Here is a 23,149-nt window from a genome sequence, read left to right as displayed (position 1 = left end):
GATTGTTCCACCCGGCCCCCGCCGCGGCCGGGTGTGACCCACGGCACCCCGCGGATGGGTCGCCAGGACGGTGATCAGGCGTCCTGCGTGCGCGAACGCGGGGCGGGTGCCGAGGGGGCAAACCCCAAACTGGGCAAACGTTCCGCTGGTCGGGACTAGAGTGCTCCTAGTGAGCGAAGCGAGGAGCCGCAGGGCCGGCAGCGGAGCGAGCGAGATGTGCACAACGACCCCCGCGAACGCGGCCGCGCGCCGCCGGGCGAGGAGACACGTGAGCGAAGTGACGAGCCGTCGGGCCGGGAACGCTGCGAGCAGGGCGAGCGGCGTGCCGCCGGTCGGCCCGCTCCCGTCCGGGAGGCGAGGAGACCGGTGAGCGAGCTGAACGGATCCGGCGGTTCCCGAGGAGTCCCCGACGCGGCGACTCCCTGGCCCGCCATGGGACGCGACCCGGGCGGCGCGCAGCAGGCGCTGCCGTCCGCCCAGCAGCCCATCCAGATGTCCAAGCCCGGGCAGCCGGGTCAGCCCGCGCAGCCGGGCCTGCACAACCAGACGGGGGAGCTGGTGCGCCCCGACGTCGAGCAGGCCGAGGCCCAGCCCTGGGACATCGTCGAGCGGCTGCGCCAGATGGCCGACCTCATCGGCGACGCGCTCGCCGCCGGGGAGCGCAAGGTCAACGAGGCGCAGACCGAGACGGCCTCCCAGGTCGCCGCCATCCAGGCGGAGAAGGAGTCGGCGCAGCGCGACGCGGCCGCCGCCTGGGGTGAGGTGCAGCGCGCCCGCGGCCAGGCCGAGCAGGCCGACCGCCGCGCGGTGGAGGCCGAGCGCCGAATCACCGAGGCCCAGAACGAGGGCGCGGCGCAGGTCGCGGCGGTCCAGGCGGAGAAGGAGTCGGCGCAGCGCGACGCGGCCGCCGCCTGGGGTGAGGTGCAGCGCGCCCGCGGCCAGGCCGAGCAGGCGGAACGTCGTGCCGTGGAGGCCGAGCGCCAGATCGCCGACGCCGAGCGCCGCGCCGCCGAGGTGCAGAACGAGGCCGTCACGCAGATCGCGGCGCTCCAGGCGGAGAAGGAGAACGCCCAGCGCGACGCGGCCGCCGCCTGGAACCAGGCCCAGCAGGGCCGCGTCCAGGCCGACCAGGCCCGGGGCCAGGCCGAGCAGGCCCGCGTCCAGGCCGACCAGGCGCGCGCGCAGGCCGAGCAGGCCCGCGCGCAGATGGAGCAGTTCCAGGCCCAGGTCGAGCAGGCCGAGCGGCGCGTCGCCGAGGCCGAGGCGACCGTCCGGCAGGCGATCCAGCAGCGCGACGCCATGAGCGAGGCCCGCGACGACTCCCTGCGCGCCGTCGAGGACGCCGTCGGCGGCCGCCGCTCCGCCGAGGCCGAGCGCGACCGCGTCGCCGAGCAGGCCGGCGAGCTGTCCCGCGCGCTGGAGACCGCGCACGCCGAGCTGTCGGGGCTGCGCGCCAAGGTCACCGACGCCGAGATGACCGCGCAGAACCTCCAGCACGCCGTCGTCACCGCGGGCAAGGAGGCCGACGAGTCCCGGCGCCGCGCCGAGGTCGCCGAGCGCCGCGCGCAGGAGAACGAGCGCCGCGCGCAGGAGGCCGAGCGGCGGGTGCAGGACGCCGAGCGCCGCGCCCAGGAGGCGGCCGGCCGCGCCGACGCCGCCGAGGGCGAGCGTCAGCAGGCGCTCGACACGGCCGCCCAGTCCCTGGAGGCCGCCAAGAAGGCCGAGCGGGAGCGCGACGGCAGCGCCAAGGCGCGCGAGGCCGCCGAGCGGGGCCGGGAGGGCGCCGTCCAGGCGCAGGCGCGCGCCGAGTCCGAGCTCACCCTGGCCCGCGGCCGCGCCGACCAGGCCGGCCGCGAGCGCGACCAGACCGTCTCGGCGATGCGGCAGCTGGCCGCCGAGCGCGACGCCGTCGCCGAGAAGCTCGCCGAGCGCGACCAGTGGGTCGACCAGCTGGCCCAAGCCGTCACCGAGCAGCGCGCGCAGATCGCCGAGCTCTCCCAGGAACGCGACGCCGCCCGCCAGGCCGCCGACCAGGCCCGCTCCCTGATCGACGAGCTGACCAGGCAACTCCGCACCATCATGCCCACGGCCGCCACCCCCCGCCTGTAACACCGGCGCCACCGCACCATCGCCCGCACCGGCGGCTGCGAGAAAGCGCCGGCGCCCGCGCCCCTCGCGCCACCTGATGTGACGAGGTACCGGTGAACGGGGCTCCTGGGCGTCGGCCGCGGCAGGCGGACGTGAGGATGCTTCGGGCGAGGTCGCGCCGCTGGCCGCGCTGGCCGCGTCACCGGCTGAGGCGAGCGCGGCGAGATGCCGTCGGGCGAGGGTCTCGTGCCGCTGACCGTGATGACCGCACCACCGGACGGGGCGGTCGCGTCACGGGACGTGGCATCGCGCCATAGGCGGCGCTGCCCCGCGCCAGTGACGGCGAGGGGTGCGGGGCTCGCGTCGCTGGCTGTGCCGGCGGCGTCAAGGGCCACGCTGACACCAGCCGGCAGCGCAACCACGCGACAACCCCCAGGACCGCGATCGCGTCCGAAGGCAGGGACGAGCGAAGCGAGTCCCTGATCGCGCAGCGAGCCCCTGGGCGAGCCGGAGCGATGCCAGCGATCGCCCGCGGTGCTCGACGATGGAGGGCCGTCAAGGCCCGAAGGAGGAGAGCGCGGCAGTGAACACCGCCCGCGTTTCTCGACGATGGAGGCCCCCCGGGCCGAAGGAGGAGATAAATGCAATAAGCTAGAACCCCGTGGACAGTGCGGTACCGTCCGCCTCGTTACGACCACGGGAGCGCCTTCTTGCCTTCGGCAACCACTGGTAGATCACGTCCTACCAAGCATCTCTTCGTCACCGGCGGTGTCGCCTCAAGCCTCGGCAAGGGTCTGACGGCGTCCAGCCTCGGGCGGCTGCTCGCCCTCCGCGGCCTCCGGGTCACCATGCAGAAGCTCGACCCCTACCTCAACGTCGACCCCGGCACGATGAACCCGTTCCAGCACGGCGAGGTGTTCGTCACCGACGACGGCGCCGAGACGGACCTGGACATCGGGCACTACGAGCGGTTCCTCGACACCGAGCTGCACGGGTCGGCGAACGTCACGACCGGCCAGGTCTACTCCAACGTGATCGCCAAGGAGCGGCGCGGGGAGTACCTCGGCGACACCGTGCAGGTGATCCCGCACATCACCAACGAGATCAAGGACCGGATCCGCGGGATGGCCGACGACGGCGACGTCGACATCGTCATCACCGAGGTGGGCGGGACGGTCGGCGACATCGAGTCGCTGCCGTTCCTGGAGTCGGTCCGGCAGATCCGGCACGAGATCGGCCGGGAGAACTGCTTCTTCCTGCACGTGTCGCTGCTGCCCTACATCGGCCCGTCCGGCGAGCTGAAGACCAAGCCCACGCAGCACTCGGTCGCGGCGCTGCGCTCCATCGGCATCCAGCCGGACGCGATCGTGTGCCGGTCGGACCGGCCGATCACCGACGGGCTCAAGCACAAGATCAGCCTGATGTGCGACGTCGACCGCGAGGCCGTGGTGTCCGCGGTGGACGCCGCCAGCATCTACGACATCCCGAAGGTGCTGCACTCCGAGGGCCTGGACGCCTACGTGGTGCGCCGCCTGGACCTGCCGTTCCGCGACGTCGACTGGGGCGCCTGGGACGAGCTGCTGCGCCGCGTCCACAAGCCCGCCCGCGAGGTCACGATCGCGCTGGTCGGCAAGTACATCGACCTGCCCGACGCGTACCTGTCGATCACCGAGGCGCTGCGGCACGGCGGGTTCGGAAACGACGCCAAGGTGCACATCCGCTGGGTGAAGAGCGACGACTGCGAGACGCCCGAGGGCGCCGAGCGGGAGCTGGACGGCGTCGACGGCGTCCTCGTCCCGGGCGGGTTCGGCGTCCGCGGCATCGAGGGCAAGCTCGGCGCCATCCGGCACGCACGCGAGAACCGCGTCCCGCTGCTCGGCATCTGCCTCGGGCTGCAGTGCATGGTCATCGAGGCGGCGCGGGCCCTCGGCGGGCTCGACGACGCCGGCAGCTCCGAGTTCGACGCGACCACGTCCCACCCCGTCATCGCCACCATGGCCGACCAGCTCGACGTGGTCGCGGGGGAGCGCGACATGGGCGGGACGATGCGGCTCGGCCTCTACCCGGCGGACCTGGCCGACGGGTCGGTCGTCCGGGAGCTGTACGGGGAGTCGAAGGTGTCCGAGCGGCACCGGCACCGCTACGAGGTCAACAACTCCTACCGCGACCGGCTGGAGCAGGCCGGGCTGCGGTTCTCGGGCCTGTCGCCCGACGGCCGCCTGGTCGAGTACGTCGAGCTGCCCCGCGAGCGGCACCCGTTCTTCGTCGGGACGCAGGCGCACCCGGAGTTCCGGTCGCGCCCGACCCGCCCGCACCCGCTGTTCGAGGGCCTCGTGTCCGCCGCCCTCGACTACGCCGAGGCGCGCGCGGGCGAGGACGGGGCGGGGGCGGTGACCGCGTCGTGAGCGGCGGCGCGGAGCTGGGCCCGGACGACGTCCGCGACCGGCCGGACCGCTGGAAGGTCGTGGAGTCCTCCACGGTCTACCGGGGGCGCGTCTTCAACGTCCGCAGCGACCGGGTCGAGATGCCGCGCGGCGAGGCCACCGAGGCCGTGCCCCGCGACGTGATCGAGCACGCCGGCTCGGTCGGCGTCATCGCCGTCGACGACCGCGACCGGGTGCTGCTGCTGCGGCAGTACCGGCATCCGGTTTCGCGGCAGCTGTGGGAGGCGCCCGCCGGGCTGCGGGACGTGGCGGGCGAGCCCCTGCACAAGCTCGCCGAGCGGGAGCTGCTGGAGGAGTCGGGGTACCGCGCCGAGCGCTGGGACACCCTGCTCGACGTGTTCCCTTCGCCCGGCATGGCCGACGAACGCATCCGGATCTTCCTGGCGCGCGGCCTCACCGAGGTCCCGGCCGACGAGATCGACTTCGAGCGCGTCCACGAGGAGGCCGACATGCCGGTCGTGTGGGTGCCGCTGGAGGAGGCGGTCCGCAAGGTGTTCGCCGGTGAGCTGCACAACATGATCGCGTGCATGGGAGTCCTCGCGGTGCGGGCCGCCCGCGACTCGGGTTACGCGGACCTGCGCCCTGTCGACGCGCCGGAGGACTGAGCCGGATGAGGTCCCCCTCCGGTCGCCGGAGGGGGCATGATGGGCGGGTCCCCGGAGCCCACGGCCGGAAGAGGTGCCGCCCTGTCCCCGAGCCCGTCCTCCCGGAGCACCGCGCGGCGCCCCGCAGGCGACGCCGGCGCGGGGTCCGCCCTCGACTCGGCCGTGCGCGCCTACCTGGGGCATCTGGCCGTCGAGCGCGGCCTCGCCGCGAACACGCTGAGCTCCTACCGCCGCGACCTGCGCCGCTACGCGCGGGTGCAGGCGGGGCGGGGGCGGGCCGCGGTGGGGGAGATCGCCGAGGAGGACGTCCGCGCGTTCCTGGTGGGGCTGCGGGAGGGCGACGAGGACCATCCGCCGCTGTCGGCGGGCTCGGCGGCGCGGGCGCTGGTGGCGGTCCGGGGGCTGCACCGGTTCGCACTGCGCGAGGGCCTCGCCGCCGGTGATCCCGCCCATGACGTCAAGCCGCCGACGCCGCCGCGCCGGCTGCCGAAGGCGATCTCGCTGGAGGACGTCGAGCGGCTGCTGGCCGCGGCGGCCGGGCCGTCCGGCGACCCCGGCACCGCGCGGGGCCTGCGCGACCGCGCGCTGCTGGAGCTGCTCTACGGGTCGGGCGCGCGCATCTCCGAGGCCGTCGGCCTGGACGTCGACGACGTCGACCTGCGGGACGGGTTCGCCCGGGTCGCCGGCAAGGGGGGCAAGGCCCGTGTGGTGCCCATCGGCGACTACGCCCGCGAGGCCGTGGACGCGTACCTGGTCAGGGCCCGTCCCGAGCTGGCCGGGGCCGGGCGGGGCGGCCCGGCGCTGTTCCTGAACGCGCGCGGCGGGCGGTTGTCGCGGCAGGGCGCCTGGATGGTGCTGCGCGCCGCCGCCGACCGCGCGCAGCTGTCGGAGGTGTCCCCGCACACGCTGCGGCACTCGTTCGCCACCCACCTGCTGGACGGGGGCGCCGACGTCCGCGTCGTGCAGGAGCTGCTGGGGCACGCCTCGGTCACCACCACGCAGGTCTACACGCTCGTCACCGTGCAGCTGCTGCGGGAGGTCTACGCGACGTCGCATCCGCGGGCGCGGAACTGACCCCCGCGGGACGCAACGGACACGCACGAAAGGACTAATCGGGTCATCCGGGACATCGACAAATCGCGACGTTCGTTGCGCGTCGGCTTGAGCGACGGGGTGGACGGCCCTAGAGTCCCCGTTCTGGATGGCATTTCCGGGCCGCCGGGGAGGGGTCAGGTGACCAGCACTAACGGTGCGGACGGAGTCCTTTCCTCCGCCACCATCGAGACCGATCCGAGCCGTGCCCTCGGGCCCACGCAGCGACCCGTGCCGGTGTTCCCGGAGCCGGAGCCGCTGGCCGAGCACGGGCCCGCGCGGATCGTGGCCGTCTGCAACCAGAAGGGCGGCGTCGGCAAGACCACCACGACGATCAACCTGGGCGCCGCGCTCGCCGAGTACGGCCGCCGCGTCCTGCTCGTCGACTTCGACCCGCAGGGCGCCCTGTCGGTCGGCCTCGGCAAGGGCGACCCGCGCCAGCTCGAAGTGACGATCCACAACCTGCTGCTCGAACGCGACACCGAGTGGGAGGACGTCGTCATCGAGACCGGCGTCGACGGGATGGACCTGCTGCCGAGCAACATCGACCTGTCCGGCGCCGAGGTCCAGCTCGTCCACGAGGTCGGCCGCGAGTACATCCTGCAGGGCGCGCTGAAGTCGGCCGTCGACCACTACGACTACATCCTCATCGACTGCCAGCCCTCGCTCGGCCTGCTCACCGTGAACGCGCTGGCCGCCAGCGAGGGCGTGCTGATCCCGCTGGAGTGCGAGTACTTCGCGATGCGCGGCGTCGCGCTGCTGATGGAGACGATCGAGAAGGTGCAGGGCCGGATCAACCCGGGTCTGGTCATCGACGGGGTCCTCGGCACCATGTACGACTCGCGGACGCTCCACACCCGCGAGGTCCTCGGGCGCATCGTCGAGGCGTTCGGCGACAAGGTGTTCCACACGGTGATCAACCGCACGGTGCGGTTCCCCGACGCGACCGTCGCGGGAGAGCCGATCACCTTCTTCGACCCGAGTTCGATGGGCGCGAACGCCTACCGCAGCCTGGCCCGCGAGGTTCTCATCAGGTGGGCGGAGTTCGAGTGAGGCCGCCCAGCGGCCTCTGACCCGACGGAGCGCACCATGGGCCACCTCCCGCCCGTCCCGCACGGCACGCCGCCCGGCGCCCTGCCGTCCGCCCGCGGGCCGGGTCCCTGGGCCGTCGCGGCGATCGCCGCGACCGCCGCGGTGGTGCTCGCGGTCGTCGGCCTCGGGACCTATCTGGTCCTGCGCGACGACGGCGGCGGCTCCTCCGCCGCCGCCTCGTCCGGCCCGGTCGACCTGCGCGTGCCGCTGACGTTCCGGCTCGTGGCGAGCGCGTCCGCCCCGCCGTGCGCGGGCGGCGCCGTCACCGTCCCCGGCGGCTCCGAGTGCTACACGCTGGGCCCGGACGCCCTGGCGGTGCGGCGGCTGGAGGAGGTCAGGGCGGTCGCGCCCGACCCGGCGCGCGGCAGCCCCGGCTGGTCCGTCGCGCTGACGCTGACCCCGGCGGACGCGCCCGGTTTCGCCGCGCTGACCCGCAAGGGGGCCGACGCCTTCGCCGCGCGGTCGCCCGGCGGGCGGATGGCGATGCTCGTCGGCGGGACCCTCGTGTCGGAGCCCGCGCAGGTGATGCAGGTCATCACCGGCGGCCAGGTGGAGATCAACGGGCCCGCCGCCACCTTCACCCGCGCCTACGCGGAGGGCATCGTCCGGCGGCTGACGGGACGCTAGCACCCCCCGCGACCGCGTCACCGCCGGTGATCGCGGCTGGTGCGAGCGCGCGCCGGGGCATGGGACGATGGGGCCGGTGAGCACAGCGCACGAGGAGCTCTCCGCTACCGTGAGCGACGTGGACGCGACGTCGCCCGAGCCGGGGCGGGAGGCCGAGGAGGAGCAGGGGTTCCGCGTCCGCCTGGACAACTTCGAGGGCCCCTTCGACCTGCTGCTCGGGCTGATCTCCAAGCACAAGCTCGACATCACCGAGGTGTCGCTGTACAAGGTCACCGACGACTTCATCGCCCACATCCGCTCGCACGGCGCGGAGTGGGACCTCGACCAGGCCAGCCACTTCCTGCTGGTCGCCGCGACCCTGCTGGACCTCAAGGCCGCCCGGCTGCTGCCGTCCGGCGAGGTCGACGACGAGGAGGACCTGGCGCTGCTGGAGGCCCGCGACCTGCTGTTCGCGCGGCTGCTGCAGTACCGGGCGTACAAGGAGGTCGCGCGGGTGATCGCCGCCCGCGTCGCCGACGCGAGCCGCCGGTTCCCGCGGCTGGTCCCGATGGAGCCGAAGTTCGCGGGCCTGCTGCCGGAGGTGCTGCTCGGCCTCGGCCCGCAGGAGTTCGCCCGGCTCGCCGCCAGGGCGCTCGCGCCGAAGGCGCCGCCGTCGGTGTCGGTCGAGCACATGTACCAGCCGAGGGCCAGCGTCAAGGAGCAGGCCGCGATCGTCGTGGAGCTGCTCCGCCGGCTGCGGCGGACCACCTTCAGCGTCCTCGCGGCCGACGCGGAGGGCACCTACGAGGTGGTCGCCCGGTTCCTGGCGCTGCTGGAGCTGTACCGGGAGCAGGCCGTCACGTTCGAGCAGCACGAGCCCCTCGGCGAGCTCCACATCACCTGGACCGGCACCGACGACGGCGACGTGGCGGTCGGCGACGACTACGAGGGCGCCCCGAAGAAGGACCCCGCGGAGGGCGCCGCCGGGGACGCCGCCGGGCCCGACGAGAAGAGCCGGAAGGACGAGGGAGACGATGAGTGAGGAACCCGGCGCGGACGCGCCGGAGCCTCCGGGCCTGCGCGCCTCGATCGAGGCGATCCTGCTCGTGGTGGACGAGCCGGTCACCGAGATGACGCTGGCGCAGCTGCTGGAGCGTCCCCGCGGCGAGGTCGCCGACACGCTGCGGGAGCTGGCCGCGGAATACACCGGGCAGGGCCGGGGGTTCGATCTCAGGGAGGTCGCCGGCGGCTGGCGGTTCTACACCCGGGACGTCTGCGCCCCGGTGGTGGAGCGGTTCGTCACCGACGGCCAGCAGGCGCGGCTCACCCAGGCCGCGCTGGAGACGCTCGCCGTCGTCGCCTACCGGCAGCCGGTGAGCCGGGCCCGCGTCTCGGCGATCCGCGGCGTCAACAGCGACGGCGTCATGCGGACGCTGACCCTGCGCGGCCTGATCGAGGACGCCGGGCAGGACCCCGAGTCGCAGGCCCACCTCTACCGGACCACCGGGTACTTCCTGGAGCGCCTGGGGCTGCGCGACCTCGACGAGCTCCCCGAGCTCGCCCCCTACCTTCCCGATGACCTTCCAGACGACATAGTTGAGGACGCGTGAGCGAGAACGAGGGCGTACGCCTGCAGAAGGTCCTGGCCGAGGCCGGGATCGGCAGCCGCCGCCACTGCGAGGAGCTGATCGGCGAGGGCCGCGTCACCGTCAACGGGCACAAGGTGTTCCGTTTCGGCGAGCGCGTCGACCCGCGGAGCGCCGTCATCCACGTGGACGGCAAGCGGGTCGAGACCCGGTCCGAGATGCGCTACTACGCCATCAACAAGCCGCGCGGCGTGGTGTCGACGATGGCGGACGAGCGGGGCCGCAAGTCCCTGGCCGACTACGTGGAGGTGCCCGAGCGGCTGTTCCACGTCGGGCGGCTGGACACCGACACCGAGGGCCTGATCCTGCTCACCAACGACGGCGAGCTGTCGCACCGGCTGACCCACCCGTCCTACGGGGTGTTCAAGACCTACCTCGCGGAGATCCACGGCCCGATTCCGCGCGACCTCGGCAGGCGGCTCAAGGCCGGGGTCACCCTGGACGACGGTCCCGCGAAGGCCGACAAGTTCCGTATCTTCGACCAGGTCGGCCGGCGCGTGCTGGTCGAGATCACCCTGCACGAGGGGCGCAAGCACATCGTCCGGCGGCTGCTGAAGGAGGTCGGCTTCCCCGTCCAGCAGCTCGCCCGCGTCGAGTTCGGGCCGATCAAGCTGGGCCAGCTGAAGCCGGGCGGCATGCGGGCGCTCAGCGTCCAGGAGGTCGGCGAGCTGTACAAGTCCGTCGGGCTCTAGGGGCCCGCGGACACGACACGACGAGGGGATACGACTGTGCCGGTACGCGCGGTCCGTGGCGCGACGCAGATCGACGCCGACGACCGGGACCAGATCCTGGAGGCGACGACCGAGCTCGTCTCCGAGGTGATGGCCCGCAACGAGCTGAGCACCGACGACGTCATCAGCGTCATCTTCACGGTGACGCCGGACCTGACGTCGGAGTTCCCGGCGCTCGCCGCCCGCAAGCTCGGGTTCCACGAGGTGCCGCTGCTGTGCGCCACCGAGATCGGCGTCCCCGGCGCGCTGCCGCGGGTCATCCGGCTGATGGCGCACATCGCGACGGAGCGTCCCCGCTCCGACGTCCAGCACGTGTACCTGCGCGGCGCGACGGCGCTTCGGCTGGACATCGCACAGTAGGGTTTCGGACGTGAGCGAGGACGTGGTGGCGCGGCGGATCGTCGTGGTCGGGACGGGCCTGATCGGGACGTCGATCGCCCTGGCGATGCGGGAGCGCGGCGCCGAGGTGCTGCTGACCGACCGGGACGCGGCCGCCCTGGCATTGGCCGTGGAGCTGGGCGCGGGCGAGGCGCTGCCGGACGGTGCGCGGACGGAGCCCGCCGACCTGGCGGTCCTCGCGGTTCCCCCGGCGGCGGTGGCGGTGACGCTGCTGGACGCGCAGAAGCGCGGCCTGGCGACCGCCTACACCGACGTGGCGAGCGTGAAGGCGCTGCCGCTGGCGCAGGCGGCCGAGCTGGGCTGCGACCTGACGACGTTCGTGGCGGGCCATCCCCTCGCCGGGAGCGAGCGGTCCGGGCCGAGCGCGGCGCGGCCCGACCTGTTCCTCGGCCGCCCGTGGGCACTGTGCGCGACTCCGGAGGCGACGGCGGAGACGGTCGAGGTCGTCACCGCGCTGGCGAAGGCGTGCGGCGCGATGCCGGTGCGGGTGGACGCCGCCGAGCACGACCGGGCCGTCGCGCTCGTCTCCCACGCCCCGCACGTGGTGTCGGCCGCGGTCGCCGCGCGCCTGACGGGCGCCGACGACGTGGCGCTCGGCCTGTCCGGGCAGGGCGTGCGGGACGTCACCCGGATCGCGGCGAGCGACCCCCGGCTGTGGATCGGGATCCTGTCGGCGAACTCCGCGCCGGTCGCCGACGTGCTGGAGGCCGTCGCCACCGATCTCGCGGTGGCGGCGTCGCTGCTGCGCGACGGCAGCGAGGGGGCCGCCACGCACGTCGCCGACCTGCTGCTGCGCGGGAACGCGGGCCGGTCCCGCATCCCCGGCAAGCACGGCGGCGACCAGCCCGCCTACGCGACCGTCCAGGTGGTCATCCCCGACCGCCCGGGCGAGCTGGCGATGATCTTCCAGGCGGCGGGGATCGCGCGGGTCAACATCGAGGACGTGGCCATCGAGCACTCCCCGGGGCGTCCGCTCGGCGTGCTGGAGCTGGCGGTCGTCCCGGAGGCGGCCGAGCGGCTCGCGCAGGAGCTGCGCGCCCGCGGCTGGTCGGTGCCCGGCTAGGCCGCAGTGGTACCGGGAGGCCGGTAACCTGGGGCGCCGAAGACTTGTTCCGGGGGACTCCTGCGCGCCGGCGCGGCGACGAGCGCCGCCCGCTTCACGACGAACAGAGAGGGAGCGATCGTGCCGCTCGTCATCGCCATGGACGGTCCGTCCGGGTCGGGGAAGTCCAGCGCGTCCAAGGGCGTCGCCCGGACGCTCGGGCTGCGCTACCTGGACACGGGCGCCATGTACCGCGCCATGACGTGGTGGATGCTGGAGAACGGCGTGCCGGTCGAGGACGGCGCCGCCGTCGCGGCCCGCGTGCAGGAACCGGTGATCGAGTCCGGCACCGACCCGGCGGGGCCGACGATCACGGTGGACGGGACGGACGTGTCCGGCCCGATCCGCACCCGCGCGGTGACGAACGCGGTCAGCGCCGTCAGCTCCGTCCCGGCGGTGCGCGACCGGCTCGTGGCGCTCCAGCGCGAGATCATCGGAGCCGGCGGGATCGTGGTGGAGGGGCGCGACATCGGGACGGCCGTCGCGCCGGAGGCGCCGGTCAAGGTGTTCCTGACGGCGAGCGCCGAGGTCCGCGCGGCGCGCCGTGCGAAGGACCTGGCCGCCGACCCGGGCGCGTCGGTGACGGTCACGCGGGCCGAGCAGGAGCGGCGCGACCGGCTGGACTCGACGCGCAAGGCGTCGCCGCTGGCCAGGGCGGCGGGCGCGCACGAGATCGACTCGACCGGACTGAGCCTGGACGAGGTCATCGAGGCGGTCGTCCGTCTCGCCAAAGAGCATGAGTGAGCGGGCGGCCTGACGGCCCCCGCCGGGGAATGTGACAGTGAGCGATTTCGAGATGGAAACGGTGGACGTCGTCGAGGACGTCGACCAGGACGCGGGCCCGGCGCCGGTCGTGGCCGTGGTGGGGCGGCCGAACGTCGGCAAGTCCACCCTGGTCAACCGGATCCTCGGCCGCCGCGAGGCCGTCGTGGAGGACGTCCCCGGCGTGACCCGCGACCGGGTCGCCTACGACGCGACCTGGAGCGGGCGGCGGTTCACCGTCGTCGACACCGGCGGCTGGCTGCCGGACTCCTCCGGCCTGGCGGCGGCGATCGCCGAGCAGGCCCGGCTGGCGGTCGAGCTGGCCGACGTGGTGATGTTCGTCGTGGACGCGACCGTGGGCGCCACCGACGTCGACGAGGCCGTGGTGGAGATCCTGCGCCGGTCCGGCAAGCCGGTGGTGCTGGTCGCCAACAAGGTCGACGGCGTGGCCGCCGAGTCCGACGCGGCGCTGCTGTGGTCGCTCGGCATCGGCGAGCCGCACCCGGTCAGTGCCCTGCACGGGCGCGGCAGCGGCGACCTGCTCGACGCGGTGCTGGACGCGCTGCCCGAGGAGGCCCCGGCGGAGACCTTCGACGAGGCCGGCGGTCCGCGCCGGGTCGCGCTGCTCGGCCGCCCGAACGTCGGCAAGTCGAGCCTGCTGAACAAGCTGGCGGGGGAGAACCGCGCCGTCGTGGACTCGGTGGCGGGCACGACCCGCGACCCCGTCGACGAGCTGATCGAGCTGGGCGGCAAGACGTGGCGGTTCATCGACACCGCCGGGATCCGGCGCCGGCACCGCGAGAACCAGGGCGCCGACTTCTACGCGACGCTGCGCACGCGGTCGGCGCTGGAGCGCGCCGAGGTCGCGGTCGTGCTGGTGGACGCCGACCAGCCGCTCGCCGAGCAGGACATGCGGATCATCTCCATGGTGATCGATTCGGGCCGGTCGCTGGTCATCGCCTACAACAAGTGGGACCTGCTGGACGAGGAGCGCCGCCACTACCTCGAACGCGAGATCGACCGGCAGCTGCACACCGCGCGGTGGGCGCCGCGGGCGAACATCTCCGCCCGGACCGGCCGGCACATGGAGAAGCTGGTGCCGGCGATCGAGACGGCGCTGGAGGGCTGGGGCACCCGCGTCCCGACGTCCAAGCTCAACCAGTTCTTCGCCGACCTGGTGAACTCGCATCCGCACCCGGTGCGGGGAGGCAAGCAGCCGCGCGTGCTGTTCGCGACCCAGGCGGGCGTGCGCCCGCCGCGCTTCGTGCTGTTCACGTCGGGCTTCCTTGAGGAGGGCTACCGGCGCTTCATCGAGCGGCGGCTCCGGGAGGAGTTCGGGTTCGCCGGGACGCCCCTCGACATCACGATGAAGATCCGCGAGAAGCGCGGCAAGGGCAAGAAGTAGCCGAAATATCGGCCGCGGCCCGCCAAAGATCTTCCCTGGCGGGCCGCCTCCGTGGCAGGATGCCTGTGCGGGATGAGTAAGTCTTCCATTACTCGCTGATCCCGCGACGGACGCGTTCGCACGTCCGGGCGACCGGGTCCCCCGGGCGCCGGGACGCGGTCGAGGGGTGTGACGTGAAGCTCTTGCTGCTCATCGCCGTCGCCGTCGCCTGCGTGGTGCTCAGCTTCGCGTGGCGGGAGCCCTGGATCGGCGGCGTCGGGCTGCTGGTCGCCTTCGTCGCCATGTTCACCGACCGCGACGACGTGCGCCTCGACGAGGAGCGCGGCAGCTACGAGACCACCGAGTCGGTCCGCAACATGCGGCGCCGGGGCCGCTAGCGTTCCCAGCGCGTGTCGCCCGCGACGTGCTGGTCGCCGGTCGGCGGCGGGCCGCCCTCGCCGGGCTGGTTCTCCCGCGCGTAGCGCCCGTAGACGAGCGGCTGCGTGGTGTTCGACCCGGGGGGTTCGGGCTCGTCCAGCCGCCGTTCGCGGACGCCGACCACCGCGAACCTGCCGAGCGCCAGCGCGGCGAAGAACACGATCACCACGCCGAGGCCGGTGAAGCCGGCGAGCGTCTCGGCGACGCGGTGTCCCTCGCCCGCGCCGAGCGGCGCCCCGACGCCCGGGACGTTCCACAGCGTGGCGAGGATCGGCCCGACGGCGAACCAGGCGCCGGCGAGCGCGGCCAGCCAGCCGCCGAGCATCCCGACGACGCGGTTGGCGCTGAACAGCAGGATCAGGCCGCCCAGGGCGGTGGCGGCTCCGGGGGCGATGCTCAACTGGAGGCGGTCGGCGGTGTAGACCCAGGTGTCGTCCGGCGCGAATCCGAAGTGGAAGTAGGGGCCGACGAGGGGCAGGAGCGCGCCCCACAGCCCCAGCAGGATGAGCAGGATTCCGCTGAGGACGCCTCGGGTGCGCGGGACTCGCATGGTCCCAGCCATGATCGATTCCTCCTGACCGGGAGTGTGATTCTGTTATCAGCAGCGTTTACCCGTTAGCAGGCGGTCCACACGGCCGCGGGCGGTCCACACGACCGGAAAGGAGGCGCCGCATGGACGACGGCGTCACCCTCGTCCACGCGCGGGAGGAGCCGCCGGACCGCTGGGACGCGGCCGTGTTCCTCGCCGGCCCCACGCCCCGGGAGCCCGGGGTCGCCTCGTGGCGGCCGGACGCCCACGCCGAGCTCCGGGCCCGCTGGCGCGGCGGCGGGCGGCTCGTGGTGTTCGACCCCGAGCACCGGGAGGACCGCTACGACGACTACGACGGCCAGATCGAATGGGAGGAGCGCTGCCTCCACCTGGCCGACGAGGTCGTCTTCTGGGTCCCGCGCGACCTCGCGACCATGCCGGCCTTCACCACGAACGTGGAGTGGGGGATGTGGCACGACAGCGGCCGGGCGGTGTTCGGCGCGCCGCGGGAGGCGCCGAGGAACGGCTACCTGCTGCACTACGCGCGGAAGTTCGCGGTGCCGACGGCGCTCGGCCTGCCCGAGACGGTCGACGCGGCGCTGCGCCGGATCGGCGCCGGCGCGCCCCGGGCCGGCGGGGAGCGGGAGGTCCCGCTGCTGCTGTGGCGGGACGCGGCGTTCCAACGCTGGTACGCGGGGCAGCGGAACGCGGGCAACGTGCTGCTCGGGGCGCGGGTGGTGTTCCGTTTCGGGGTGTGCTGGGGCTTGCACGTGCGGGTCCGCGTGACCGCGGAGGACCGCGTCAAGGACAACGAGATCGTCATCGGGCGGCCGGACATCTCGGTCGTCGTGCTTTACCGGCCCGGCAAGGCGCTCGACGCGACGCAGGTCGTGCTCGTCCGGGAGTTCCGGAGCGCGGGCGTGGACGGGCCCGTCCACGAGCTGCCCGGCGGCTCGGGGCCGGGCGGCCCGGCCGAGGTGGCGCTCGCGGAGGTCGCGGAGGAGACCGGGCTGGCGCTGCGGCCCTCCCGGCTGCGCGAGCACCGCTCCCGCCAGGTGAACGCCACGCTGTCGGCGCACCGCGCGCACCTGTTCTCCGCCGAGGTCACCGCCGGGGAGCTGGAGCGGATCCGGGGGACGGGCCCGCACGGCGTGGAGGCGGACGGCGAGCGCACCTACGTCGTGGTGGCCGAGTTCGGGCGGATCAGGCGGGAGGGGCTCGTGGACGCCGCCAACCTCGGAATGATCGCCGAGGCGCTGCTGGAGGCGCGCTGACTCAGCCGTCCAGGGCGCCGCGGACGAACCCGCCGAGCGCGGCGATCGCCGCGCGCGACTCGGGCAGGTAGGGCCCGAACATCTGGAACACGTGCAGCTGCCGGTCCCACACCTGGAACGTGACCGGCACCCCGGCCTCGGCGAGCCGCCGCGCCATCAGCTCGGAGTCGCAGTACAGCAGCTCGGTGGACCCGGCGGTGAGCAGGACCGGCGGCAGGCCTGCGAGGTCCGCGCGGACGGGGGAGACCGCGGGGTCGGCGAGGTCGAGATGGCCGAGGAACCCGTCGACGAGCCGTTCCAGCAGCGCTCCGGGGTCGGAGGGGTCGAGGCCCATGTTGGCGTGCGCGAGCTTGCTCGTCAGGTCCATGTCGAGCATGGGGGACAGGGCCGCGAGCGCCGCCGGCATGGGCAGCCCCTCCTCCCGGGCGCGCAGCGCCGCGGCGAACGTGAGGTGCCCGCCCGCCGAGTCCCCCATGATCACGATGCGCCCGGGGGCGATCCCCCGCTCCTCCAGCAGCCACCGGTAGGCGGTGACGCAGTCCTCGACCTCCCGCTCGAAGGGCACCGCCGGGATCATCCGGTAGTCCACCGAGAGCGCCGTGGCGCCGGACGCGGCGGCGAACGAGGCGACCATCCGGCGGTGCGTGTTGAGCCCGCAGGAGATCCAGCCGCCGCCGTGCAGGTAGAGGATCGCCTTGTCGCGCGGCGGGGCGGCGCCGGGCGCGGACACCCACTCGGCGCCGAAGCCGTCGAAGCGGACCTTCTCCACGCGGACGCGCCGCGGCGTCCCGGCGCGCGCCGCGAGCCGGTCGAGGAGCGCGGCGCGGCGCAGCGCCCGGTCGTCGAGGGGCCGGCCCGCGAGCCGGGCGAGGCCGGGCCGGACCAGCCGCCGGACGCCCGCCGAGACCGCCCGGGAGCGCAGGCTCGCCGTTCCGTGCCGTTCGATCACCAGGGTCGCGGGGCCTTGTCCCGTCACGGGTCCTCCTCGACGGTCGGGGGAAGTAAGTAGATGGTGACATTCGGCGGGAACGGCGGTGACGGCGGGAGTCGTCTGTCGCACCTGCGAGGGTCGTTGTGAGATAGATATCGCGATATCGGGCCTGTTGCCGCTCTTCCCCTTGCATATGCGGCTGTCTAGGCTTTGCCGGGTGACGACGTTCAGGATCAGCGAGGCCGCCGCGCTTCTCGGAGTCAGCGCGGACACCGTCCGCCGGTGGGTGGACGGCGGCAGGCTCCCGGCGTCCAGGGACGAGCACGGCCACCGGCGGGTGCCGGGTGCGGAGCTGGCCGCCTTCGTGCGGGGCCAGGCGCGCGGCAACGGTCCCTCCGACCAGGCCGAACGCTTCTCCTCGGCGCGCAACCGGATGCGCGGGATCGTCACCGACGTCCTCCGGGACGGGGTGATGGCGCAGGTCGAGATCCAGGCCGGGCCGTTCCGCGTCGTGTCGCTGATGAGCCGCGAGGCGGCCGACGACCTCGGCCTGGAGGCGGGCGTGGTCGCCGACGCCGTCGTCAAGTCCACGAACGTCGTCGTCGAGGTGCCGGACCAGGGCTGAGGAGGCAACGTGTTCAAGCGCACTGCGGCGGTGGCGGTTCTGTCGCTCACCGTTCTGGCGGGCTGCGGCGACGCCGGCGACGAGGGCTCCTCCGGGACGGGAGGGTCCGGCGGCGGGACCCTGACGGTGTTCGCGGCGGCCTCGCTCACCGAGACCTTCACCGCGCTCGGGAAGACGTTCGAGGGCGCGCATCCCGGCGTGAAGGTCCGGTTCCAGTTCGGCGCCAGCTCGACGCTGGCGCAGCAGATCACGCAGGGCGCGCCGGCGGACGTGTTCGCGGCCGCGAGCCCCGCCACCATGAAGACGGTGACCGCCGCCGGGGACGCGTCGGGGCAGCCGCGGGTCTTCACCCGCAACCGCCTGGTCATCGCCGTCCCCCAGGGGGACCCCGGCAAGGTCGCGAAGGTGGGCGACCTGGACAGGCCGGGATTGAAGGTCGTGCTCTGCGCGGTGCAGGTGCCGTGCGGCGCCGCGGCCGAGACCGCACTGGCCGTGGCGAAGGTCCAGGTCAAGCCGGCGTCGCGCGAGAAGGACGTCAAGGCCGTCCTGACGAAGGTCGGCCTGGGGGAGGCCGACGCGGGGCTCGTCTACCGCACCGACGTGAAGGCCGCGGCCGGCAAGGTCACGGGCATCGAGTTCCCGGAGGCCGCGAAGGCGATCAACGACTACCCGATCGTCGAGGTCGCCAAGGCGCCGCACGGCGCGCTGGCCAAGGAGTTCATCCAGCTGGTGGTCGGTGAGCAGGGCAGGTCGGTGCTGAGCCGGGCGGGCTTCGAGAGTCCGTGAGGCGAGCGCGGAGGGCGGCGCGGGAGGCGGACCGGCTGCCGGGCGGGCCGCCGTGGGCGCTGCTCGTGCCCGCGCTGCTCGGGCTCGCCTTCCTGGTGCTGCCGCTCCTCGGCCTGCTCGCCAGGGCGCCGTGGTCGACGCTCGGCTCGCGCCTCCTGGAGGCGCAGGTCCTGGAGGCGCTCCGGCTCTCGCTGCTCACCGCCACCCTCGCCACCGGCCTGTGCCTGCTGCTCGGCGTCCCGCTCGCCTGGACGCTCGCCCGGGTCCGCTTCCCGGGCGTCCGGCTCGTCCGGGCCCTGGTGACCGTGCCGCTGGTGCTGCCGCCGGTGGTCGGCGGCGTCGCGCTGCTGCTGGTGCTCGGACGGCGCGGGCTGGTCGGCGGGTGGCTGGACCGCGCCTTCGGCCTCACGTTCCCGTTCACCACCGCGGGCGTCGTGCTGGCCGAGGCGTTCGTGGCGATGCCGTTCCTGGTGATCAGCGTGGAGGGCGCGCTGCGCGCCGCCGACCTGCGCTACGAGGAGGCCGCCGCCACCCTCGGCGCCGGCCGCTGGACGATCTTCCGGCGGGTCACGCTGCCGCTGGTCGCGCCGGGCGTCGCGGCCGGGGCGATCCTGTGCTGGGCGCGGGCGCTCGGCGAGTTCGGGGCGACGATCACCTTCGCCGGCAACTTCCCCGGCCGGACGCAGACGATGCCGCTCGCGGTGTACCTGGCGCTGGAGACCGACCCGCAGGCGGCGATCGTGCTGAGCCTCGTCCTGCTCGCCGTCTCGGTGGCCGTCCTCGCCGCGCTCCGGGACCGGTGGGTCGGCGGCGCGAGATGAGCGGAGCGCGGAGGACGCGGGCGGGGACCGGCGGCGGTGGGCTGGACGCGCGGCTCGTCGTCCGCCGCGCCGCGTTCGACCTCGATCTCGCGCTCACCGCCGGGCCCGGCGAGGTCGTGGCGCTGCTCGGCCCGAACGGCGCGGGCAAGAGCACCGCGCTGCGCGCCCTGGCCGGGCTCGTGCCGATGGCGGGCGGGCACGTGCGGGTGGACGGCGCGGACCTGCGCCCGCTGCCGTCCGACCGCCGCGGCATCGGCATGGTCTTCCAGGACTACCTGCTGTTCCCCCACCTCACGGCGCTGGACAACATCGCGTTCGGGCCGCGCTGCCAGGGCGCCGGGCGCCGCGCCGCCCAGCGGGTCGCCGCGGGCTGGCTGGAGCGGGTGGGGCTCGCCGAGCACGCGTCCGCGCGCCCGCGGGCCCTGTCGGGCGGGCAGGCGCAGCGGGTGGCCCTCGCCCGCGCGCTGGCCGTCGACCCGCGCCTGCTGCTGCTGGACGAGCCGCTCGCGGCGCTCGACGCCCACACCCGGCTGGAGATCAGGGCCGCGCTGCGCCGCCATCTCGCCGGGTTCGAGGGCGCCGCGGTGCTCGTCACGCACGACCCGCTGGACGCCATGGTGCTCGCCGACCGCCTGGTCGTCGTCGAGGACGGCCGGCTCGTCCAGCAGGGGACGCCCGCCGACGTCGCGCGCCGTCCGCGCACCGACTACGTCGCGCGCCTGGTCGGGCTGAACCTGTACCGGGGCAGGGCCGCGGCGGGCATGGTCGCCCTGGGCGACGGTGCCGCTACGCTCGACACTGTCGACTCCCTCGAAGGTGAGGTGTTTCTCGCCTTCGCGCCATCCTCGGTGGCGCTGTACCGGACGCGTCCCGACGGCAGCCCGCGCAACCTGTGGCGCACCCGCGTCGGCGCGATCGAACGGCAGGGGGACCGCGTCCGGGTGCGGCTGTCGGGCCCGCCTTTCGACGCCGTAGCGGACATCACTCCGGCGGCGGTCGCGGAGCTCCAATTGTCGGAGGGCAGCCCCATGTGGGCGGCCGTGAAGGCCACCGAGACCCACGTTTACCCAGCTTGACCGCCCCGCGCCGTCCGGCGGAGGCGCGCGGCCGTCCGGTGGCACATCCCAGTGATATCCCTCACAGAACCGGGCATCATGCCCCAAAAGCGGACGGGATTGGTCCAGACCAAATGGCAAAAACGACGGGTCTTGTTCATCATGCAAACATCCTGCGAACAGCTGAAGGAGACGCCCGTGTCCAACCAGGTCCCCGGCCTCGACCAGGCCCCAACCGGCCACACCGAACTGATTGAGTGGGTACGCGGGATCGCCGAGCTGACCGGGCCCGACCGGGTCGAGTGGTGTGACGGCTCGGAGGAGGAGTGGGAGCGGCTCACCGGCCTCCTCGTCGAGCAGGGCACCCTGACGCGCCTCGACCCCGCCAAACGGCCCAACAGCTTCCACGCGGCCTCCGACCCCACCGACGTCGCCCGCGTCGAGGACCGGACGTTCATCTGCTCCGAGAAGCAGGAGGACGCCGGCCCCACCAACAACTGGGTCGCGCCCGCCGAGATGCGCGAGACCCTGGGCGGCCTCTTCGAGGGCTGCATGAAGGGCCGCACCATGTACGTGGTGCCGTTCTGCATGGGTCCCCTCGGGGGCACCATCTCGCAGCTGGGCGTGGAGATCACCGACTCCGCCTACGTCGCCGTGTCCATGCGGATCATGACGCGGATGGGCGAGGGCGCGCTGCGCCTCATCGAGGAGCGGGGGTCGTTCGTCAGGGCCGTCCACTCCGTCGGCGCCCCCCTGGAGCCGGGCCGGCAGGACGTCACGTGGCCGTGCAACTCCACCAAGTACATCACGCACTTCCCCGAGACCCGGGAGATCTGGTCCTACGGGTCCGGGTACGGCGGCAACGCGCTGCTCGGCAAGAAGTGCTACGCGCTGCGCATCGCCTCGACGATGGCCCGCGACGAGGGCTGGATGGCCGAGCACATGCTCGTGCTGAAGCTCACGCCGCCCGCCGGTGAGACCCGCTACGTCGCCGCCGCGTTCCCCTCGGCGTGCGGGAAGACCAACCTCGCCATGCTGGAGCCGACCATCCCCGGGTGGAAGGTCGAGACGATCGGCGACGACATCGCCTGGATGCGCTTCGGCGACGACGGCCGCCTGTACGCCATCAACCCCGAGGCCGGCTTCTTCGGCGTCGCGCCCGGCACCGGCGAGAGCACCAACGCCAACGCCGTCAGGACGCTGTGGGGCAACAGCATCTTCACGAACGTGGCCCTCACCGGTGACGGCGACGTGTGGTGGGAGGGCCTCACCGACGAGCCGCCCGCGCACCTGACCGACTGGAAGGGCAACGACTGGACGCCGGACTCCGCGAACCCGGCCGCCCACCCGAACGCCCGCTTCACCACCCCGGCCGGGCAGTGCCCGATCATCGCCGACGAGTGGGAGGACCCGAAGGGCGTCCCGATCTCGGCGATCCTGTTCGGCGGCCGCCGCGCCTCCGCCGTCCCGCTGGTCACCGAGTCGTTCGACTGGCAGCAGGGCGTGTTCCTCGGCGCCAACGTCGCGTCCGAGAAGACCGCCGCCGCCGAGGGCGCCGTCGGCGAGCTGCGCCGCGACCCGTTCGCGATGCTGCCCTTCTGCGGCTACAACATGGGCGACTACTTCGGCCACTGGCTGGACATCGGCAAGGCGACCGACCCCGAGAAGCTCCCGCGGATCTACTACGTCAACTGGTTCCGCAAGAACGCCGACGGCGCGTTCATCTGGCCCGGCTTCGGCGAGAACAGCCGCGTCCTGAAGTGGATCGTCGAGCGCCTCAACGGCAAGGCCGACGCGGTCAAGTCCCCGATCGGGCACCTGCCGACCAGGGAGGCGCTCGACACCGGCGGCCTCGGCCTGGACGACGCCGACCTGGAGACGCTGCTGTCGGTCGACACCGAGGTGTGGAAGCAGGAGGCCGCCCTCGTGCCGGAGTTCTTCGAGAAGTTCGGCGACCACACGCCGAAGGCGCTGTGGGACGAGTACCACGACCTGGTGCGCCGCCTGGAGCACTGACGCGCGGGCGGCGCCGGCCACCGGCCGGACCGCGGGCCGGTCGCGAACTTTGCGAAGTTCGCGACCGGCCTTTGCGTTCCCCTCAGGGAGTGGAGGACAACACTGGAGGAGTCGCCGTCCCCGGGAGGCAGGCATGTTCGACCTGATGACCCGCCACTGGTGGGTACTCGCCCTTCGCGGCACGTTCGCGGTCATCTTCGGCATCGTCGCCTGGGTGTGGCCGGGCATCACCGTCTGGGCGCTGGTGGTGCTGTTCGGCGCGTACGCCCTGGCGGACGGCTTGTTCGCGGTGGCCCAGGCGGTGCGCGGCACGTCCGGCGGCCCGCGCGGCGTGCTGGCCCTGTCGGGGGCCGCCGGGATCGCGCTCGGCATCGCGGCGCTGGTGTGGCCCGGCATCACCGCGTTCGTCCTGCTGATGCTGATCGCCGCCTGGGCGGTCGCCACCGGCGTGCTGGAGATCGGGGTCGCGCTCGCGATGCGCAAGGAGTTGAAGGGCGAGTGGGCCTACGTGCTCACCGGCGCCGTCTCGCTGATCTTCGGGATCATGCTGTTCGCCTGGCCGGTCTCCGGCGCGATCGCCATCGTCTGGCTGATCGGGCTGCTGGCCGTCCTGACCGGCGCGGCCATGATCGGTGCGGCGTTCCGGCTGCGCAGGCTCGGCCAGGTCGCCGAACGCCCGGGCGGGACGCGCCCCGCTCCCCACTTCTGACTCGTCTCCCGCCG

At 73.8% G+C, this 23,149-nt stretch carries 23 protein-coding genes; 21 read left to right on the top strand and 2 right to left on the bottom strand.

Annotation, left to right across the window (positions count from 1 at the left end):
- The first annotated feature begins 366 nt into the window (after nt 1-366).
- The 14 genes from ACQEU6_RS13800 (at nt 367) to ACQEU6_RS13735 (ending at nt 14,349) form a co-directional block, all read left to right on the top strand.
- Entirely contained in the window at nt 367-2,109 is a 1,743-nt protein-coding gene (locus ACQEU6_RS13800) for a coiled-coil domain-containing protein (protein WP_499332007.1), read from the top strand.
- A gap of 689 nt (nt 2,110-2,798) precedes the next feature.
- Nucleotides 2,799-4,493, top strand: a complete 1,695-nt coding sequence (gene pyrG, locus ACQEU6_RS13795) for a CTP synthase (protein ID WP_499332006.1) — start codon at nt 2,799-2,801, stop codon at nt 4,491-4,493.
- A complete protein-coding gene (locus tag ACQEU6_RS13790; protein ID WP_499332004.1) occupies nt 4,490-5,137 on the top strand; it encodes an NUDIX domain-containing protein in 648 nt (215 codons plus the stop codon). The genes pyrG and ACQEU6_RS13790 overlap by 4 nt, the downstream gene beginning before the upstream one ends.
- Before the next feature lie 36 nt (nt 5,138-5,173).
- Entirely contained in the window at nt 5,174-6,211 is a 1,038-nt protein-coding gene (locus ACQEU6_RS13785; RefSeq protein ID WP_499332003.1) for a site-specific tyrosine recombinase XerD, read from the top strand.
- A gap of 204 nt (nt 6,212-6,415) precedes the next feature.
- A complete protein-coding gene (locus ACQEU6_RS13780; RefSeq protein ID WP_345175615.1) occupies nt 6,416-7,282 on the top strand; it encodes a ParA family protein in 867 nt (288 codons plus the stop codon).
- 36 nt (nt 7,283-7,318) lie between these two features.
- Complete coding sequence (locus tag ACQEU6_RS13775) at nt 7,319-7,948, top strand: hypothetical protein (protein WP_499332002.1); 630 nt, start codon at nt 7,319-7,321, stop codon at nt 7,946-7,948.
- A 118-nt stretch (nt 7,949-8,066) separates the two neighbouring features.
- Nucleotides 8,067-8,969 (top strand): segregation and condensation protein A, encoded by a 903-nt coding sequence (locus ACQEU6_RS13770; RefSeq protein WP_499340179.1) that lies wholly within the window; start codon nt 8,067-8,069, stop codon nt 8,967-8,969.
- Nucleotides 8,962-9,537 (top strand): SMC-Scp complex subunit ScpB, encoded by a 576-nt coding sequence (gene scpB / locus ACQEU6_RS13765; RefSeq protein ID WP_499332001.1) that lies wholly within the window; start codon nt 8,962-8,964, stop codon nt 9,535-9,537. The genes ACQEU6_RS13770 and scpB overlap by 8 nt, the downstream gene beginning before the upstream one ends.
- On the top strand, nt 9,534-10,265 hold the full coding sequence (locus tag ACQEU6_RS13760; protein ID WP_499332000.1) for a pseudouridine synthase: 732 nt from the start codon (nt 9,534-9,536) through the stop codon (nt 10,263-10,265). Before scpB ends, ACQEU6_RS13760 begins: the two co-directional genes overlap by 4 nt.
- 36 nt (nt 10,266-10,301) lie before the next feature.
- A complete protein-coding gene (aroH, locus tag ACQEU6_RS13755) occupies nt 10,302-10,664 on the top strand; it encodes a chorismate mutase (protein WP_499331998.1) in 363 nt (120 codons plus the stop codon).
- Nucleotides 10,665-10,674: 10 nt separating this feature from the next.
- Entirely contained in the window at nt 10,675-11,766 is a 1,092-nt protein-coding gene (locus ACQEU6_RS13750) for a prephenate dehydrogenase (protein ID WP_499331997.1), read from the top strand.
- Between the two features lie 120 nt (nt 11,767-11,886).
- Nucleotides 11,887-12,549, top strand: coding sequence for a (d)CMP kinase (gene cmk / locus ACQEU6_RS13745; protein ID WP_499331996.1), 663 nt, complete (start codon nt 11,887-11,889; stop codon nt 12,547-12,549).
- 37 nt (nt 12,550-12,586) lie between these two features.
- Nucleotides 12,587-13,972: a ribosome biogenesis GTPase Der gene (der, locus tag ACQEU6_RS13740; protein WP_499331994.1), complete on the top strand. Its 1,386-nt coding sequence runs from the start codon at nt 12,587-12,589 to the stop codon at nt 13,970-13,972.
- A gap of 173 nt (nt 13,973-14,145) precedes the next feature.
- Nucleotides 14,146-14,349: a hypothetical protein gene (locus ACQEU6_RS13735; RefSeq protein ID WP_499331993.1), complete on the top strand. Its 204-nt coding sequence runs from the start codon at nt 14,146-14,148 to the stop codon at nt 14,347-14,349.
- Here the strand turns inward: ACQEU6_RS13735 and ACQEU6_RS13730 are convergent.
- Nucleotides 14,346-14,951 carry a hypothetical protein gene (locus tag ACQEU6_RS13730; RefSeq protein WP_499331992.1) on the bottom strand — a complete coding sequence of 202 codons (606 nt, stop codon included), beginning with the start codon at nt 14,949-14,951 and terminating at the stop codon, nt 14,346-14,348. The genes ACQEU6_RS13735 and ACQEU6_RS13730 overlap by 4 nt on opposite strands.
- A gap of 110 nt (nt 14,952-15,061) precedes the next feature.
- On the opposite strand from ACQEU6_RS13730, the gene ACQEU6_RS13725 reads away from it, so the two are divergent.
- Entirely contained in the window at nt 15,062-16,192 is a 1,131-nt protein-coding gene (locus ACQEU6_RS13725) for a nucleoside 2-deoxyribosyltransferase domain-containing protein (RefSeq protein ID WP_499331991.1), read from the top strand.
- A gap of 1 nt (nt 16,193) precedes the next feature.
- Here the strand turns inward: ACQEU6_RS13725 and ACQEU6_RS13720 are convergent, their stop codons facing one another.
- The gene (locus ACQEU6_RS13720; protein ID WP_499331989.1) at nt 16,194-17,168 is read right to left on the bottom strand and encodes an alpha/beta hydrolase fold domain-containing protein; all 975 of its coding nucleotides are present in this window, start codon (nt 17,166-17,168) and stop codon (nt 16,194-16,196) included.
- 172 nt (nt 17,169-17,340) lie between these two features.
- Between ACQEU6_RS13720 and ACQEU6_RS13715 the strand changes: the two genes are divergently transcribed.
- The 6 genes from ACQEU6_RS13715 (at nt 17,341) to ACQEU6_RS13690 (ending at nt 23,135) form a co-directional block, all read left to right on the top strand.
- Nucleotides 17,341-17,748, top strand: coding sequence for a TOBE domain-containing protein (locus ACQEU6_RS13715; RefSeq protein WP_499331988.1), 408 nt, complete (start codon nt 17,341-17,343; stop codon nt 17,746-17,748).
- A gap of 9 nt (nt 17,749-17,757) precedes the next feature.
- Nucleotides 17,758-18,534 carry a molybdate ABC transporter substrate-binding protein gene (gene modA, locus ACQEU6_RS13710; protein ID WP_499331986.1) on the top strand — a complete coding sequence of 259 codons (777 nt, stop codon included), beginning with the start codon at nt 17,758-17,760 and terminating at the stop codon, nt 18,532-18,534.
- Complete coding sequence (modB, locus tag ACQEU6_RS13705) at nt 18,531-19,355, top strand: molybdate ABC transporter permease subunit (protein ID WP_499331985.1); 825 nt, start codon at nt 18,531-18,533, stop codon at nt 19,353-19,355. The genes modA and modB overlap by 4 nt, the downstream gene beginning before the upstream one ends.
- The gene (locus tag ACQEU6_RS13700; RefSeq protein ID WP_499331984.1) at nt 19,352-20,431 is read left to right on the top strand and encodes an ABC transporter ATP-binding protein; all 1,080 of its coding nucleotides are present in this window, start codon (nt 19,352-19,354) and stop codon (nt 20,429-20,431) included. The genes modB and ACQEU6_RS13700 overlap by 4 nt, the downstream gene beginning before the upstream one ends.
- Nucleotides 20,432-20,608: 177 nt before the next feature.
- The gene (locus ACQEU6_RS13695; RefSeq protein WP_499331982.1) at nt 20,609-22,426 is read left to right on the top strand and encodes a phosphoenolpyruvate carboxykinase (GTP); all 1,818 of its coding nucleotides are present in this window, start codon (nt 20,609-20,611) and stop codon (nt 22,424-22,426) included.
- Between the two features lie 133 nt (nt 22,427-22,559).
- Complete coding sequence (locus tag ACQEU6_RS13690) at nt 22,560-23,135, top strand: HdeD family acid-resistance protein (protein ID WP_499331981.1); 576 nt, start codon at nt 22,560-22,562, stop codon at nt 23,133-23,135.
- Nucleotides 23,136-23,149 lie beyond the last annotated feature (14 nt).

It is taken from the genome of Spirillospora sp. CA-108201, assembly GCF_050936235.1.
Classification (GTDB): Bacteria; Actinomycetota; Actinomycetes; order Streptosporangiales; family Streptosporangiaceae; genus Spirillospora.
The sequence above is the reverse complement of the archived record's forward strand: the minus strand, read 5'-3'. Positions and strand labels throughout refer to the sequence as shown.